The sequence below is a fragment of the Streptococcus sp. HSISS3 genome (assembly GCF_000448605.1).
Lineage (GTDB): Bacteria > Bacillota > Bacilli > Lactobacillales > Streptococcaceae > Streptococcus > Streptococcus raffinosi.
Map to the genome: position 1 here is coordinate 1,514,400 of NZ_CM002130.1, position 14,743 is coordinate 1,529,142.

The 14,743-nt window shown below is 41.5% G+C and carries 14 protein-coding genes, 1 tRNA gene and 1 pseudogene; 2 read left to right on the forward strand and 14 right to left on the reverse strand.

Annotated features, from left to right (window positions below; translation table 11 throughout):
• Window positions 1–20: 20 nt before the first annotated feature.
• Both nagA and HSISS3_RS07135 read right to left on the reverse strand, forming a co-directional pair.
• Window positions 21–1,169, reverse strand: coding sequence for an N-acetylglucosamine-6-phosphate deacetylase (nagA, locus tag HSISS3_RS07130; RefSeq protein WP_021152219.1), 1,149 nt, complete (start codon window positions 1,167–1,169; stop codon window positions 21–23).
• An 85-nt stretch (window positions 1,170–1,254) separates the two neighbouring features.
• Window positions 1,255–2,886: a Na/Pi cotransporter family protein gene (locus HSISS3_RS07135; RefSeq protein ID WP_021152220.1), complete on the reverse strand. Its 1,632-nt coding sequence runs from the start codon at window positions 2,884–2,886 to the stop codon at window positions 1,255–1,257.
• Between the two features lie 446 nt (window positions 2,887–3,332).
• Here HSISS3_RS07135 and HSISS3_RS07140 point away from each other — a divergent pair, with 446 nt between their 5' ends.
• Window positions 3,333–3,839, forward strand: coding sequence for a YgjV family protein (locus tag HSISS3_RS07140; protein WP_021152221.1), 507 nt, complete (start codon window positions 3,333–3,335; stop codon window positions 3,837–3,839).
• Between the two features lie 18 nt (window positions 3,840–3,857).
• Here the strand turns inward: HSISS3_RS07140 and HSISS3_RS07145 are convergent, their stop codons facing one another.
• The 12 genes from HSISS3_RS07145 to tpiA all read right to left on the reverse strand — a co-directional run bounded on the left by HSISS3_RS07145 (window position 3,858) and on the right by tpiA (window position 14,137).
• Window positions 3,858–4,679 carry a Cof-type HAD-IIB family hydrolase gene (locus HSISS3_RS07145; RefSeq protein ID WP_021152222.1) on the reverse strand — a complete coding sequence of 274 codons (822 nt, stop codon included), beginning with the start codon at window positions 4,677–4,679 and terminating at the stop codon, window positions 3,858–3,860.
• A gap of 23 nt (window positions 4,680–4,702) precedes the next feature.
• Window positions 4,703–5,359 (reverse strand): glucosaminidase domain-containing protein, encoded by a 657-nt coding sequence (locus tag HSISS3_RS07150; protein ID WP_042771923.1) that lies wholly within the window; start codon window positions 5,357–5,359, stop codon window positions 4,703–4,705.
• Between the two features lie 97 nt (window positions 5,360–5,456).
• Window positions 5,457–5,798: a P-II family nitrogen regulator gene (locus tag HSISS3_RS07155; RefSeq protein ID WP_021152223.1), complete on the reverse strand. Its 342-nt coding sequence runs from the start codon at window positions 5,796–5,798 to the stop codon at window positions 5,457–5,459.
• A 10-nt stretch (window positions 5,799–5,808) separates the two neighbouring features.
• Window positions 5,809–7,044 carry an ammonium transporter gene (locus tag HSISS3_RS07160; RefSeq protein WP_021145879.1) on the reverse strand — a complete coding sequence of 412 codons (1,236 nt, stop codon included), beginning with the start codon at window positions 7,042–7,044 and terminating at the stop codon, window positions 5,809–5,811.
• A gap of 140 nt (window positions 7,045–7,184) precedes the next feature.
• On the reverse strand, window positions 7,185–8,051 hold the full coding sequence (gene rsmI / locus HSISS3_RS07165) for a 16S rRNA (cytidine(1402)-2'-O)-methyltransferase (protein WP_021152225.1): 867 nt from the start codon (window positions 8,049–8,051) through the stop codon (window positions 7,185–7,187).
• Window positions 8,052–8,053: 2 nt separating this feature from the next.
• Window positions 8,054–8,374: a DNA replication initiation control protein YabA gene (yabA, locus tag HSISS3_RS07170; RefSeq protein ID WP_002887582.1), complete on the reverse strand. Its 321-nt coding sequence runs from the start codon at window positions 8,372–8,374 to the stop codon at window positions 8,054–8,056.
• Window positions 8,361–9,167 (reverse strand): regulatory iron-sulfur-containing complex subunit RicT, encoded by an 807-nt coding sequence (gene ricT, locus HSISS3_RS07175; protein WP_002887581.1) that lies wholly within the window; start codon window positions 9,165–9,167, stop codon window positions 8,361–8,363. The genes yabA and ricT overlap by 14 nt, the downstream gene beginning before the upstream one ends.
• Complete coding sequence (locus HSISS3_RS07180) at window positions 9,164–10,039, reverse strand: DNA polymerase III subunit delta' (RefSeq protein ID WP_021152226.1); 876 nt, start codon at window positions 10,037–10,039, stop codon at window positions 9,164–9,166. The genes ricT and HSISS3_RS07180 overlap by 4 nt, the downstream gene beginning before the upstream one ends.
• An 8-nt stretch (window positions 10,040–10,047) precedes the next feature.
• Window positions 10,048–10,677: a dTMP kinase gene (tmk, locus tag HSISS3_RS07185; RefSeq protein WP_021152227.1), complete on the reverse strand. Its 630-nt coding sequence runs from the start codon at window positions 10,675–10,677 to the stop codon at window positions 10,048–10,050.
• Between the two features lie 145 nt (window positions 10,678–10,822).
• Window positions 10,823–10,895 (reverse strand) — tRNA-Thr (locus tag HSISS3_RS07190).
• Between the two features lie 104 nt (window positions 10,896–10,999).
• On the reverse strand, window positions 11,000–12,985 hold the full coding sequence (gene tkt / locus HSISS3_RS07195; protein ID WP_021152228.1) for a transketolase: 1,986 nt from the start codon (window positions 12,983–12,985) through the stop codon (window positions 11,000–11,002).
• Window positions 12,986–13,378: 393 nt separating this feature from the next.
• Entirely contained in the window at window positions 13,379–14,137 is a 759-nt protein-coding gene (gene tpiA, locus HSISS3_RS07200) for a triose-phosphate isomerase (RefSeq protein ID WP_002887577.1), read from the reverse strand.
• A 339-nt stretch (window positions 14,138–14,476) separates the two neighbouring features.
• Here tpiA and HSISS3_RS07205 point away from each other — a divergent pair.
• Window positions 14,477–14,680, forward strand: a pseudogene (locus HSISS3_RS07205) (ISL3 family transposase); the annotation flags it as partial.
• Between the last annotated feature and the right edge of the window lie 63 nt (window positions 14,681–14,743).

The window sequence follows — 14,743 nt, forward strand, 5'->3', positions numbered from 1 at the left end:
TAAAAGCACTGCTTAGACCATTACTTTTCCCAAGCTTTACGACCATCGATAAAAGTTGCTTGTAACTCCAAAGAGTCATCTAAAACGATGAAATCGGCTGCTAGACCAGCTTTAAGACTACCACAAACATTTTCAAGACCAACAGATTTAGCTGGAACATGACTCGCCATTTGTAAAGATTGAGCAACCGTCACCAGACCCCAATCAACGACGTGCTTGACACCATCTTTAAGTTGCAGGATAGAACCAGCCAGGTTACCACCTTCCTTAAGGCGAGCCGTGCCATTTTCCACAATAACAGGAAGCTCACCCAGCATATAGTCGCCATCGGGACGTCCTCCTGCAGACATACAGTCTGTAATCAGGGCAACATTTTGAGGCGTCTTCTGCTTGATAAGGACGCTACAGGCAGCTGGTAAAACATGGTGCCCATCCGCAATCAATTCACCAATGGTATCTGGACTATCAAAGGCTGCACCAACCATACCAGGCTCACGGTGACTAAAGCCACGCATCCCATTATAAACGTGAACCCAGACCGAAGCACCAGCTTCCACTGCTGCCACGGCTTCTTCATAAGTCGCATTGGAATGTCCCAAGGCAATTGTCACACCTTGTTTAGTCGCTTCTTTAATAAAATCAGCCACTCCTTCACGCTCAGGAGCCAAGGCCAATTTGATTAACTTTCCTTGAGCCGCTTCTTGCCAGGCTTGCAACTGTTCAAGGCTTGGATTGCCCATGTATTTTGGATTTTGAGCACCCTTGTAGGTTTCAGTGAAATAAGGCCCTTCAAAGAAGAGTCCTTGAATTTTTGCGCCTCTTTCCTTACCAGCCGTCTCAGCTGTCGTTTGACAAATAGCCTTCAACTCCTCAAATGGTGCGGTCAAGGCTGTCGGCAAGAAAGAGGTCACACCTGCTGAAGGCAAGGCCTGACTCATACCTAAGAGACTTTCCGCCGAATTGTCCATAACATCATAACCCGCAAATCCGTGAATGTGGGTGTCCACAAGACCAGGAGCAATTTGATAGTCACTGTAATCTAGCACCTCTGCACCTTCTGGTGCCTTTTTTGTCCACTCAGCAAAACGACCATCTGTGACTGCTAAGTAGCCACCTTCTTTGACCTTATGATCAAAATAAAATCGTTTGGCTGCAATATAATAAGTCATAGGACTACCTCTCATCAATTTTCTATGTTCTCAATACGCCTTCATTATATCAAAAAAAGCCGAGAAATGTTCTCGACTTTCCATATTAAATCACACCTTCTGTAACCTTTTCAACAAGGTTAATGGCATGGTCTGCGATACGTGTGTAATGCGATAAGTAATCAACATAGTTGATACCTGCCTGCGCAGTACATTCACCATTATTAAGGCGTTTGGTATGAATCTTACGCAATTGTTTTGCAAGTTTTTCCAACTCTTCATGACGGAGGATAACTTGACCAGCAAGCACCTTATCATCGTCCACAACGACACGAATACTGTCAAGTATAATACGATGAGTGCGGTTATAGACATCCGCAAGTTCCGCCTTGGCTGTTTCAGAGAATTCAATTCCCTTGCTATGAATGTGTTGTGAAAGACTAGCACTAGCGACTGCAAGGTCACCAATACGTTCCAAGTCACGAACAGAATCAAGGACACTTGCCAAGATTTCATTTTCAGAAACACTAAGTGACTCGTTAGAAATATCAATCAAGTAAGTTGTCAACTCTTCGTCAATACTATTAACAGCTGTTTCATATTTTTCAACCTTGTCAAAGTATTTTTCATCTCCCTTATCAAAGAAAGCATATGAAGCTTCCAAAGACTGGATAGCATATGACGCCAAATGCACCAATTCTTTCTTGGCATTACCAAGGGCAATGGCTGGTGCTTGCGTGATGAGCAAACGGTCCAAATAAAGTGCTTTGTACTTATTAACTTCGTCCTCACCAGGGATGATCTTAGTTACCAAGTAAGCTAAAACTCCGATGAATGGGAACTGAACAATAGTATTAGCAATGTTGAAAGTACCGTGGGCAAAGGCAATTGTCATCTCTGGTGTCAAACCAAGTACAGACTTGAACCATTGAATTAAAGCTGTGAATGGCACCAAAAGAATCAAACACAAGACCGTTCCAATGACATTAAAGAGTACGTGAGCTCCTGCTACACGTTTAGCCGCAATGTTAGAACCAAGAGCCGCAAGAACCGCTGTTATAGTTGTTCCGATATTGTCCCCGAAGAGGATTGGAAGGGCACCTTGCAAATCAAGCAAGCCACCTGAATAAAGGCTCTGAAGAATACCAATGGTAGCTGCCGAAGACTGAATCAACATGGTCAAACCAGCACCAATGATGACTCCCATGATTGGGCGGTCACCTAAAGTTGCCAAGTAGTCTTTAAAGGCTGTGACGGACTTCAAAGGCTCTACCGCATCTCCCATCAGGTTAAGGGCAAAGAAGATTCCACCCACACCAAACAAGATACGACCTAGGTTGTTGAGCTTCTTATTACTTGTAAAGAAGAGAAGCGCCGCACCAATGAAAAGCACCGGAAGGGCATAATCACCTAGCTTGAAACCAATCATGAAGGAAGTTACGGTTGTCCCGATATTTGCCCCCATGACAATTCCAATAGCCTGACGAAGACTCAAAAGTCCTGCCGAAACCAGACCTACGACGATAACGGTTACCCCTGAACTTGACTGAATCAAGGCCGTCATGACAATACCAATCAAGACCCCTAAAAAAGGATTACTGGTATACTTATCAATGTAATAGCGTAACTTATCACCGGCTGCCTGTTGAAGACCATCCCCCATGTACTTAATACTGAAAAGGAAGAGTCCCAAACCACCGAGGAAAGAAAACACAATATCTTGCCAATTTACTGACACATTTTTGTCCTCATTATTCAAAAATTTTCGGTAAAACCGACCTTTCTATTGTATCTATTTATTAGGGAATAAACAAGGCTTTTCCTAAAAATAATAGAAAGAAACCAGGAAAATCTGACCTTTTTAGATATCTCATTTAACTCTCATGTTCATGATGTTTAACACCACTATTACTCATATCAGAAATCCATCAACGCCCGTCTCGAATATACTGTTTTTTCTTTGATACTTGTCATCAGGTTTCAAGCAAAGGCAATCGAAAAACATTACTAGCAGTGTTTTGAGAATTCCATAAACGAAAACTACCATAGCAGTACCATCATCCGTTGGCGATGTTTTTTCAGTTACCACTACATCTTTCGGAACTTATAAATAACCGATAAATATTCTTGAAATAAATCCTTCTTTCTTGTGATATAATAAAGGCAAAAATTGGAAGTGACATCATGACAATCTACCTTCTAGCACAAGTATTCTCAGCCATCGGAGCTCTCTGTGTCGCCATATCCTCTTTTGCAAAATCAAAAAATAAGATGCTCGTCTGGCAAATTACCGACTATATTTTCACTGCCACTGCCAACCTCTTATTGGGTGGCTATACTGGAGCTTTAACCATCAGTATTTCCATCATTCGAAATAGCCTGATGGTCAAAAAGAAGATGACCAAGACTATCTTGACCATCCTCATCATTATTCAAATCATCGTAGGATCCTATCTCAATCATCTTGGACTTATTGGCTATTTGCCGATTATCTCTTCAGTCTCTTATAGTCTAGCCATTGCCATCACACGAAACCTTCAGTGGCTTCGCTGGGTCATTATTGAGAATATGTTACTCTGGCTAATATACGATTTGACCATTAAGGCTTATCCCGCTGCCATCACAGACATCACCATCACGCTAACCACTCTCATTGCCATTATCCGAAATCGAAAAACCTTTAGCAGATAAAAGCTAAAGGTCTTTTTCTTATAAAGCCCAAGTACGAATAGCGTGGGCTACGCCAGCTTGGTCATTCGTCAAGGTTACATATTTACTCAAAGACTTGATGTCATCACTAGCATTTCCCATGGCAACGCTCTGACCAACAAATTCAAGCATTTCAATATCATTGGCCGCATCTCCCAAAGCCATAATCTGTTCGGGATTGATCTCCAACTTTTCAGCTAAATGCTTCAGTCCACTGGCCTTGGTTGTTCCTTGTGGCATAATTTCAAAGATATAGTTCTGGCTTCGAACCGTACTATAGCGCTGACTAAGACTTTCTTCCATGGCATTTTGAAAGTCATCAAGCGGTTCAGGATCCGCCATATACATGGCTTCAAAAATAACCTGACCTTCCGCAAAAATTTCTTCCAATGATTTTGCCTCAGCCACCATAAAGACCGTCCCAGCATCATAGGCAACTAAATCAGGCACTTCATTACCGACAACATAGAAGCTTTTTTCACCTGTCAAGGTCAGAGCTACGTCTGGGAAATCCTTACTCACTTGAAAAAGGTCTTCCAACTCCGTATGAGATAAGCTTTCATGTTGAATCAAGGTCCAATTTTTAGTTTCATAGGTCGAACAACCGTTGTTCATGATAATGTACTCTTCTTCACTAAGACCCAATTTTTCAAAATGGGGAACAATGCCTGAACGTGGACGACCCGTACAAAGGACAATCTTAATACCTGCCACAGCGGCTTCCTGAATAGCCTGAATGTTTTCTGCAGGTATCTCTTTTTGACTGTCTAAGAGTGTACCATCCATATCAATGGCAATGAGTTTCACTTGGTTCTGATTCATATTTTTCTTATTCTCCTTTGACTCTAATAAGTGTCATAAATAGTTAACTGATATTGTTCAATGATGCTGTTCAGCTTATCACCATAAGTCGTGTCAGTGGCATAAACGCCTGTTAGGGCCGCTGTTGCATCTTTATAGCTTCTCGTTTTGGAGCGGTGCACTCCCACATAGTAGCTTCCCTCGAGAAAGTCCACATAGTCCTGTAGCGAATTCTCAACGGAGCCATAGGAACGAAAGGCAGCATCGATATGGTAGGGATTTCCCTTACCATCATCCTCCCAGGTCGGTAGCGTTACACTTTGACCATTGTATTCTCCTTTAATTCCAAAGAAATTGTAGGAAGGCTTTTGACTTAATTGTGACTGTCCCGAGTCCGATTCTAGGATGGCCTGGGCAATCATGACTGAGGCATAAAGATCGTTTTTCGCTGCTAAATAGCGTGAAGTCTCTCCAATCTCAGCAATAAAAGCAACTGTCGTCTCATCTGTAGACGTCATATTCTTTTCCATTGTCAACTTTGGAAAATTCAAACTAACTAGAAGCCCCAGCAAAGCAAGTAAGCCAATAATGATCAGGCTCCATTTCTGTAAAACTCTAGGAAAAAGCAGAAAAGACTTCTTTTTCTTCTTAGTCTTCTTAAATTTAGATTTCGACCTGCTTTTCTTTTTCCTTTTGCCAATCAGTCACCCCCTCCATCCTTAATAATCTCTTTTAGTATACCAAAAATCAACAAAAAAGGCCCAAACCAACTGGTTTAAGCCCTAATCCAATATGACATTAAATAGCGTCTCCACCCCGTTCGCCAGTACGAATACGAATGACATCATCAATAGGAACAATAAAAATCTTCCCATCACCGACTTCACCAGTCGCCACAGCACCACGGATAGCATCAACAACTTCATCAACTGCCAGGTCTTTGACTACTATTTCCACCTTAACCTTGGCCAATAAGGTTGGAACAATCCGTTGTCCACGAACGAACTCCGCAAAGCCACGTTGGGTTCCATACCCCAAGACCTGACTTACAGTCATTCCCTTGGCTAAACCACTACCAGTCAAGGCATTTTTCAAATCTTCCAATTTGTCCGAACGAATAATCGCTTCTATTTTTTTCATCAGTATCCTCCTACGAATCCATACCCATAAAGGTTGGATAAGCTGTTTCCTTGTGTTCACAGTCATCAAGACCAATAGCTTCATCACGGTCACTGACACGTAAAGGCATATAACGGGCAATTACTTTTATGATACCATAGGTTACCAGCCCCGACCAAGTAGCTGTGAAAATAATGGCCAAAACTGTCACCAAAAACAAACGTGCATTCCCATAGATGAGTCCAACATTAGCCTTATCTAGGGCTAGATTTGGTGTTGTAAAAATAGCTGTAACCAAACCACCAAAGATTCCTCCGACACCGTGGCAACCAAAAGCATCCAAAGCATCATCATAGGCAAAGCGTTTTTTCAAGACAGAAATGGCATAGAAACAAACCGGACTAACCATAGCTCCAATTAGAATGGCACTCCAAATGGAAACGAAACCAGCTCCAGGTGTGATGGCAACAAGTCCGGCTACTAAACCAGTCGAACCACCGACCAAGGATGGATGACCTGTCACATATTTTTCAAGAGCTAGCCATGAAAACATGGCAGCTGCTGCAGAAACATGTGTGGTCACAAGAGCATGAACTGCTAAGCCATTGGCTGCTAGGGCTGAGCCTGCATTGAAACCAAACCAGCCAAACCACAGGAGACCCGCTCCCAACAGAACAAAAGGAACATTATGAGGACGGTGCTCTAGAATGCCATAGTCACGACGTTTCCCAACAACAATTGCCAAAACCAAGGCTGAAACACCAGAAGTAATGTGGACCACATCACCACCCGCAAAGTCAATTGTCCCCCACTTGGCAAGAATTCCGTCTCCCCATACCATATGTGCAAAAGGATAATAGACCAAAAGTAGCCAAAAGACTACAAAAATAGCTAAAGGGGTAAAGCGCATACGCCCTACTACTGAACCTGTCAAAATCGCCACACAGATAATGGAAAACATCATCTGAAAGGCTGCAAATAAGAGATCAGGAATGGCTAGACCACGACTTGAAGCCGTTTCAGAGACACCGTGTAAAAAGAGATGACTAATATTCCCAAAGAAATAGCCATGCCCCCCAAAAGAAAGTGAATAACCAGCAACAACCCACAAGAGGGAAGCAATTGCTAAGGGAAGAACAGACATCATCATGGTATTAATGACATTTTTTCGACGCCCAAGGCCACCATAGAAGAAGGCCAAAGCTGGTGTCATCAGGCACACCATGGCTGAACATATCAATATAAAGGCACTACTACCTGTATCCATGAAACCACTCCAATCCAAAGGAATTATTTTTTATGTTAGATAATATAACACAAAAATAAAGAGTCTACAAGTTTATTTATGGAATTTTTTGATAATTCTTTCTTTTCTGACATCTTATGTCGCCACAAAAAAAGAGCTTCTTAGACCCCATGAAAGAGATTATAAAGCTCTTGTCTATTTAGTTTTCGCTCTTTGGCAACCGTTTTTATAGCTTGATTAGGCTTCATACCGGAAGCAATTAAAGCTTCAACAGCCTCAATTGGAGTAACATCTGATGTCAGGTTTTCTTCCCTTTCTTCATCCGATGCACCAGCTACAATCAGCAAACATTCCCCCTTGAGAGGATTTGTTTCAATATAATCCAAAATTTCGGAGATGCTACCTCGCTGGTATTCTTCGTAAAGCTTGGTCAGTTCTCGAACTAGAGTCAGCTGACGATTGCCATAAACCTCACGCATATTTTCAAGAGTATCAGCTACACGATAAGGTGACTCATAGAAAATCTGCGTCTCAGGATAAGACAATTTTCCCTTGAAGAAATCAAGCTGCTGACCCTTTTTACGAGGAAGAAAGCCATAAAAAATATGAGGTTGAGGTGCCAAACCACTGGCAATCAAGGCTGTAATCCCAGCTGATGCACCAGGTAAGGCCACCACAGGAATATCCTCAGCAATAGCAGCTTTAACCAAATCATGTCCAGGATCAGAAATGGAAGGCATACCAGCATCTGAGACCTGAGCCAGGGAAAGCCCTGACTTCAAGCGCTCCAATAAATCCGGAATTTTCTCATAAGCATTATGCTCGTGAAAAGAATACTGCTTAGTCTCAATCTCAAAATGTTTGAGTAATAGCCCCGTATTGCGCGTGTCCTCCGCACAAATAAGATCGACATCTTTGAGAGTTTGAACGCTGCGAAAGGTCATATCCTGTAAATTTCCAATAGGAGTTGGGACAAGATAGAGGGTACCATAATGAGACTGCCCCTTAAAACTCTTTTGAACCTGCATCTTTAATCTCCGTACAACAATTCCGCACAGAAGCCACAGGCTTCATTATTATCACGACGTTGACCATAAAAATCTGGACAAATATGGAAGCCATCATCATAAATCGCCTCGAGATTAACCTTACCATGAGACATTTTCGTGCCCGTTTCTTCTTGAACCACTTGACTCAAGTGCTCACGCAACTTGTCGTTTTCCAACTTAAGAGCTGTATTTTCATCAAGAATGCCTGAGAAGTTCGCCTTAATTGCCTCAACTTCTGCCAACATAGACATCAAATTTTGTGATAATTCCTCAAATTTATCATACAATTCACGCTTTTCCATTTAGCTGAACTTCCTCCACTCCATAGGTTAGGGGAGCACGCCCCTTATCAAATGCAACCTTAATAGTCCTTGCAATCACGTCAATAGCAACAACATGCCCTTTGCCATCCTTGGTTTCAATTTCATCACCTAAATCAGGATAACTCGCCTTACTATCTCTGTAAAAGTCATCTTCATAACTGAGACAACACATGAGACGCCCACAAAGACCGTTCATCTTACCAGAATTTAAGGACAAACTCTGATTTTTAGCCATTTTAATAGATACTGGTGGGAATTCGCCCAAAAAACTAGAGCAACACAGGGCACGCCCACAAGGTCCTAAGCCACCATAAATTTTCGACTCCTCACGACTCGAAATTTGGTGGAGCTCAATACGTGTTTTAAAATAAGCTGCCAAATCCTTTAGTAACTGACGGAAATCCACTCGCTTTTCAGCCACAAAATTAATCAGCACATAAGAACCATTTAAAGGAAAGATGATATCAACCACCTTCATCTCCAGCTGATTTTGAAGAATTAAGTCAGCCACAACAGCCATACTCTTTTCAGCCTTCAAAAGGTTGTCATTATATCTAGCTAAGTCCCCCTCCTCAGCTAGTCTTTCAACCCGATTCAGATCATTAGGTAGACTAACCTCAGGAAAATCAGTATTCTCCACGACCACCTGAGCCAAACGCTTATCCTTTTTTTCCAAAACGACCACAAAGTCATCTTTGGCGTAGTGTCTATCTGGAATGACGTATTCTACCATTCCATTTTCTTCAAATTTGATTCCAATGACCTCTGTCATGATAATACCATATACTCCAATGCATTTTGAAAGCTGACATTGGCTAGCCACATGTTACGGGCCTCATAAACCAATTCAAGCCATCGTCTTGCTTTTGGATTTTGTATATCCTTCCCCAATTGATAAGTTAAGAAATCCCAAACCATTTCTTGCTCTGATTTTTCACCACACTGAACAGCCAATTTTGCAAGGTCCAAATAAAGCAAATCTTGATTAGCCAGCAAGGACTGTGTCAAACGTTCCACTGCATTAATCAAGTCAAGAGTCTTATTATCCTTAGCTAAGTGCAAAGCTTGAGTATCATCCTTAGCAAAGTCTGCCAAGACCTTAGCTTGACTAAGTAACAGACCTTCCCTCTGTAACAAGTCCTCCAGATAGGCCCGATTCTTAGGAAAATAAAAGAGTTGCGCTCGACTTTTAATCGTCGGTAAGATACGACTATCATCAGCCGTCAAGAGAAAAATGTAAATCTGACTCTGTGGCTCCTCAATAAACTTCAAAAGACTATTGGCCGCATTGACATGCATCTTATCTGCATCACGAATGATAAAAACCTGAGCCTGTCCTTCAAAACTTGATTGACTAAACTCTCTGGTCAACTGCCGAATCGTATCTGTCTTAATAAGTTGCCCTTGAGGTTCCACCAATTTAACATCTGAAAACTCCCCTTGTGCAATCAAGCGACAGGGACGACAGTTACCGCAAGGTAAACCATCTTCAGGCGTCAGACAAAAACGACTCTGTGCCAGCCAAATAGCCATATCGAAACTTCCGAAATCACCCGAGAATAGATAGGCATGACTCAAACGATTTTCTCTGATAATTTGTGAAAATTCTTCGAACAGCTTGCTCTGACTTTCAGCTAATTTCATTTTGCTCCTTACAAATAGCTCTTGATAATTTGCCAAGCATCCTCTATCACTTTATCAAAGGGTTGCGAAGCATCAATCAACTTGATCCGTTCTGGTTCGACCATAGCCAAGTCTAAATAACCTTTACGAACACGTTGATGCATATCAAGCTTTTCCAAATCCAAACGATTAACTTCACGCTCACCATTTGCTGCAATACGTTTCAAGCCAGTTTCGGAATCCACATCAAACAACAAAGTGACATCAGGCTTATGACCATCCGTCGCATAGGCATTTAACCAAGCAATCTCAGTCTGTTCCAAGCCACGACCAGCACCTTGATAGGCAACCGATGAATCAATAAAACGATCCATGATAACCATATTGCCTTTTTCTAGCTCTGGAAGAACCTTTTCGACCAGATGTTGACGACGGGCAGCTATATAGAGCAAGAGCTCTGTCTTAGCATCCATAGCCGTATTATCTACATCCAAAATAACCTCACGGATTTGCTCTGCAATAGCTACTCCACCTGGCTCACGTGTCGTTATAACCTGACCAGGGTAAACTTCTTTTAAACGAGGTAAGAGTGCCTCTAAAACTGAGGTCTTCCCAGCCCCATCTGGCCCTTCGATTGAGATTAATAACCCTTTTGACATGATACTTCCTTTATTTTTATTATCTTCTATTTTATCAAATTTTAGCTTAAATGAACATTCCCAAAATTATTATAGAGCTTTGAAAACTATATTAAAAAAGAAGTCCATAAAGACTCCCATTACATATCTCGAATGCTTCAAACCATGCCGATTGCAGGGATCGAACCTGTGACCTACGCGTTACGAGTGCGTTGCTCTACCAACTGAGCTAAATCGGCTAACACAGTCATTTTAGCACTCTCTCACAAAATGTCAAGCGCCATGTAATATCACATCACATTGACATGAAAAAGAACTCGGACTAGCCAAGTTCTTTCGTTTCTTACAATGATTTATATAGTTGACTTGCATTTTCAACAGTGAAACCATACTCGTTAAAGATACGGTCGCCAGGTGCTGAGGCACCCCAAGTATCGATAGTAAGTGTTTTGCCTGCAAGACCAACGTATTTGCCCCAACCAAAGCTAGTTCCAGCTTCAATAGCCAAACGTTTTGTTACAGCCGCTGGAAGGATATCTTCTTTATAAGCAGCATCTTGTTCATCAAAGAGATTTTGTGATGGCATAGATACGACACGAACATGAATACCTTCAGCTTCAAGAGCAGCTTGTGTATCAAGAGCCAATTTCACCTCAGAACCAGTGGCAATGATGATACCATCAAGATTACCTTTAGCTTCTGATATGATATAAGCTCCTTTATTGACACCAGCTTCAGCATTTTCAGCTGTACCATCAAGGACTGGCAAGTTTTGACGTGTCAAGACAAGCATTGTTGGACGTTCAGTCTCAGCCAAAGCACGTTTCCATGCAGCATTAGTTTCATTACCATCTGCAGGACGGATAACGTTAAGGTTAGGCATTGAACGCACACTTGCCAATTGTTCGATTGGTTCATGAGTAGGTCCATCTTCACCAACTGCTACTGAGTCGTGTGTCATTACATAAGTTACTGGCAGGTTTTGAAGAGCTGCCATACGTACCGCTGGAAGCAAGTAGTTTGAGAAGACGAAGAAAGTACCACCATAAACACGAGTACCACCATGAAGAGCAATACCATTCATTGCTGCAGCCATAGCAAATTCACGCACACCAAACCAGATATTACGTCCAGCATAGTTGTCTGCTTGGAAATCAGACTCAGCCTTAACCATGGTATTGTTTGAAGCTGAAAGGTCTGCAGAACCACCCCAGAATGAAGGAACTTGTTCAGAAATTTGTTGGATAGCTTGTTGGCTTGACACACGACTAGCTACAGCTGTGCCAAGTTCATGAGTGTTCAATTCAACAGTTGCTGACTCATTTGCAAAAGCAGCCTTGTATTCAGCAGCTAACTCTGGGTAGGCAACTTCATATTCAGCAAATTTAGTTTGCCAAGCATTTTCAGCAGCTTCACCACGGAACTTAATACCAGCTTGAAAACGACGAGCTACTTCGTCAGGAACAGTGAAGGCAGGTGCATCATAGCCGTACACGCTTTTGGCATGATCAATACCTTCTTGACCAATCGGTGCTCCATGAACAGCTGACGTTCCTTGTCCTTCAGCTCCATAACCGATAATAGTTTTTACTTCGATGATAGATGGTTTATCTGTCTCTGCTTTAGCTTCTTCAATAGCTTTAGCAATAGCTTCCAAATCATTTCCATCTTTAACAAGAATGTGTTGCCAACCATAAGCTTCAAATTTAGCCTTAACATCTTCAGTGAAAGCCATTGATGTTGGACCATCCAGTGAAATATCGTTTGAATCGTAAAGAAGAACCAATTTACCAAGTTTAAGGTGACCAGCAAGACTGGCAGCTTCTTGAGAAACACCTTCCATCAAACAGCCATCGCCATGGAGGGCATAAGTATAATGGTCAACAATATCAAAACCAGGTTTGTTGAATTTAGCAGCCAAATGCGCTTCAGCCATGGCCATACCAACAGCATTAGCAATACCTTGACCAAGAGGTCCTGAAGTAGCTTCAACACCATCAGTATGATTAACTTCAGGGTGTCCTGGAGTATTAGATCCCCATTGACGGAAGTTTTTCAAATCATCCATTGTCACCTTATAGCCAGAAAGGTGCAATAAACTATAAAGCAAAGCAGAACCATGACCTGCAGAAAGGACAAAACGGTCACGGTTTGTCCAATTACGGCTAGTCTTCGGATTAACATTCATTACATGGTTCCAAAGTACGTAGGCCATTGGCGCTGCACCCATAGGAAGACCAGGGTGTCCTGAATTTGCGGCTTGAATAGCCTCAATTGAAAGCGAACGAATAGTGCTGACCGCCATTTGGTCAATAGCATCAAAAGTCATGATTTCTAATTCTCCTCTTCTTGGACAATGCAGAGCAAATAAACACTTAGGGTCTGTGCTCTAGTTATACTGCCTTTATTATAGCACATTATCTGACTATTTGGGCAATTCAATTCTATTTGAAAAGGCTTAAGTTCATTTATGACTAGACCTTATTTATCCGATTTACAAAGTGGTAGTTTTTGTATATGGATAGAATGACGTTTTGGAAACACGATTGAACTGATTATAAAAAATCAAAGATCCTTTAAGTGATAAATCAGTAGATAAATTGATTTTCAAGTTAAAAGCATAATGCTATCAATCATACCCCACCCGATACGAAATCCATAGCAACAGCGTGACTTTCCAAGACATAAGAAAAAGCCGAGGAAACCTCGACTTTATAAAAAATTATTTAACGAAGTCAAGCAATGCCAAGAAGCTATCAGCTTGAAGTGATGCACCACCTACAAGAGCTCCGTCTACATCTGGACAAGCCATGTATTCTGCAACGTTTTCAGGTTTAACTGAACCACCGTATTGAACACGTACTTTGTCAGCAACTTCTTGACCGAAGTCAGCAGCAACAACATCACGAACAACTTTACACATTTTTTGTGCATCGTCTTGTGAAGCTGATTTACCAGTACCGATAGCCCAGATTGGTTCGTAAGCGATAACTGTTGAAGCTACTTGTTCAGCAGTCAAACCAGCCAAAGCAGCTGAAACTTGAGCACCTACGAATTCTGCAGCTTTACCAGCTTCATAAGTTTCAAGTGTTTCACCACAACAAATGATTGGAAGCATGCCATTAGCAAAGATTGCTTTTGCTTTTTTGTTGATGTCTTCATCAGTTTCGTGGAAGTAGTCACGACGTTCTGAGTGACCGATAACAACATAGTCAGTACCGATTTCTTTCAAAACTTGTGGGCTAGTTTCACCAGTGAAGGCACCAGCATTTTCAAAGTAAGTGTTTTGCGCAGCAACTTTAAGGTTTGAACCTTTAGCAGCAGCAAGAACAGCTGTCAAGTCAACGGCAGGAGCCGCAATACCAGCTTCAACAAGATCAGATGAAGGAAGTTTTGATGCTACAGCTTCAACAAATGCTTTTGCTTCTTCTGGATTCTTGTTCATTTTCCAGTTACCAGCGATAAATGGTTTACGTGACATTTCACATACCTCTTCTTCTATTTATTTACAAGTTTATTCTATCACAAATCCCCTACTATTACTAGGATTTTAGGAAAATTCCGAAAACTATAGCCACTTCATACCGACTAATGACCTACAAAACTGCTTCTCTTCTATGAGACTTTCATAAAAAGAAGATCAAATAGGTAATGAAAAACCAAAAAGAGCCGAGTAAACTCGACTCTCTCAATTATTGTGGCTCTATAATTTCTGTAGTGGGTAAAATCACTATAGAGATTATAGAGCTTTTTGAATGCAGACAAAAAGTCCCATAAGAACTATAATGAAAAGCAACCAAACCATCATTAGGAAGAACTTATGAGACTTATTAAGAATACCACAGAATTAATCGGAATTAAAGACCCAAATATCATTATTTCTCTTGTTTTTGAAAAAGATACCTACATCGAGGTTCAAGCAACACTTGATTATCCTGCACCATCATGTCCTCACTGCCAAGGAAAGATGATCAAATATGACTTTCAAAAGCCTTCTAAAATTCCTCTCCTTGAACAGGCAGGAAACACCTACACTATTACGTCTTAAAAAAGCGTCGCTTCCAGTGTAAAAAGTTGTAGGAGAGTC

Excerpts from the sequence above, each read along its gene's own strand:
- nagA (WP_021152219.1), bottom strand. The coding sequence starts at position 1,169 with ATGACTTATTATATTGCAGCCAAACGATTTTATTTTGATCATAAGGTC.
- HSISS3_RS07140 (WP_021152221.1), top strand. The coding sequence starts at position 3,333 with ATGACAATCTACCTTCTAGCACAAGTATTCTCAGCCATCGGAGCTCTC.
- HSISS3_RS07145 (WP_021152222.1), bottom strand. The coding sequence starts at position 4,679 with ATGAATCAGAACCAAGTGAAACTCATTGCCATTGATATGGATGGTACA.
- HSISS3_RS07155 (WP_021152223.1), bottom strand. The coding sequence starts at position 5,798 with ATGAAAAAAATAGAAGCGATTATTCGTTCGGACAAATTGGAAGATTTG.
- HSISS3_RS07160 (WP_021145879.1), bottom strand. The coding sequence starts at position 7,044 with ATGGATACAGGTAGTAGTGCCTTTATATTGATATGTTCAGCCATGGTG.
- rsmI (WP_021152225.1), bottom strand. The coding sequence starts at position 8,051 with ATGCAGGTTCAAAAGAGTTTTAAGGGGCAGTCTCATTATGGTACCCTC.
- yabA (WP_002887582.1), bottom strand. The coding sequence starts at position 8,374 with ATGGAAAAGCGTGAATTGTATGATAAATTTGAGGAATTATCACAAAAT.
- ricT (WP_002887581.1), bottom strand. The coding sequence starts at position 9,167 with ATGACAGAGGTCATTGGAATCAAATTTGAAGAAAATGGAATGGTAGAA.
- HSISS3_RS07180 (WP_021152226.1), bottom strand. The coding sequence starts at position 10,039 with ATGAAATTAGCTGAAAGTCAGAGCAAGCTGTTCGAAGAATTTTCACAA.
- tmk (WP_021152227.1), bottom strand. The coding sequence starts at position 10,677 with ATGTCAAAAGGGTTATTAATCTCAATCGAAGGGCCAGATGGGGCTGGG.
- tkt (WP_021152228.1), bottom strand. The coding sequence starts at position 12,985 with ATGACTTTTGATGCTATTGACCAAATGGCGGTCAGCACTATTCGTTCG.
- tpiA (WP_002887577.1), bottom strand. The coding sequence starts at position 14,137 with ATGTCACGTAAACCATTTATCGCTGGTAACTGGAAAATGAACAAGAAT.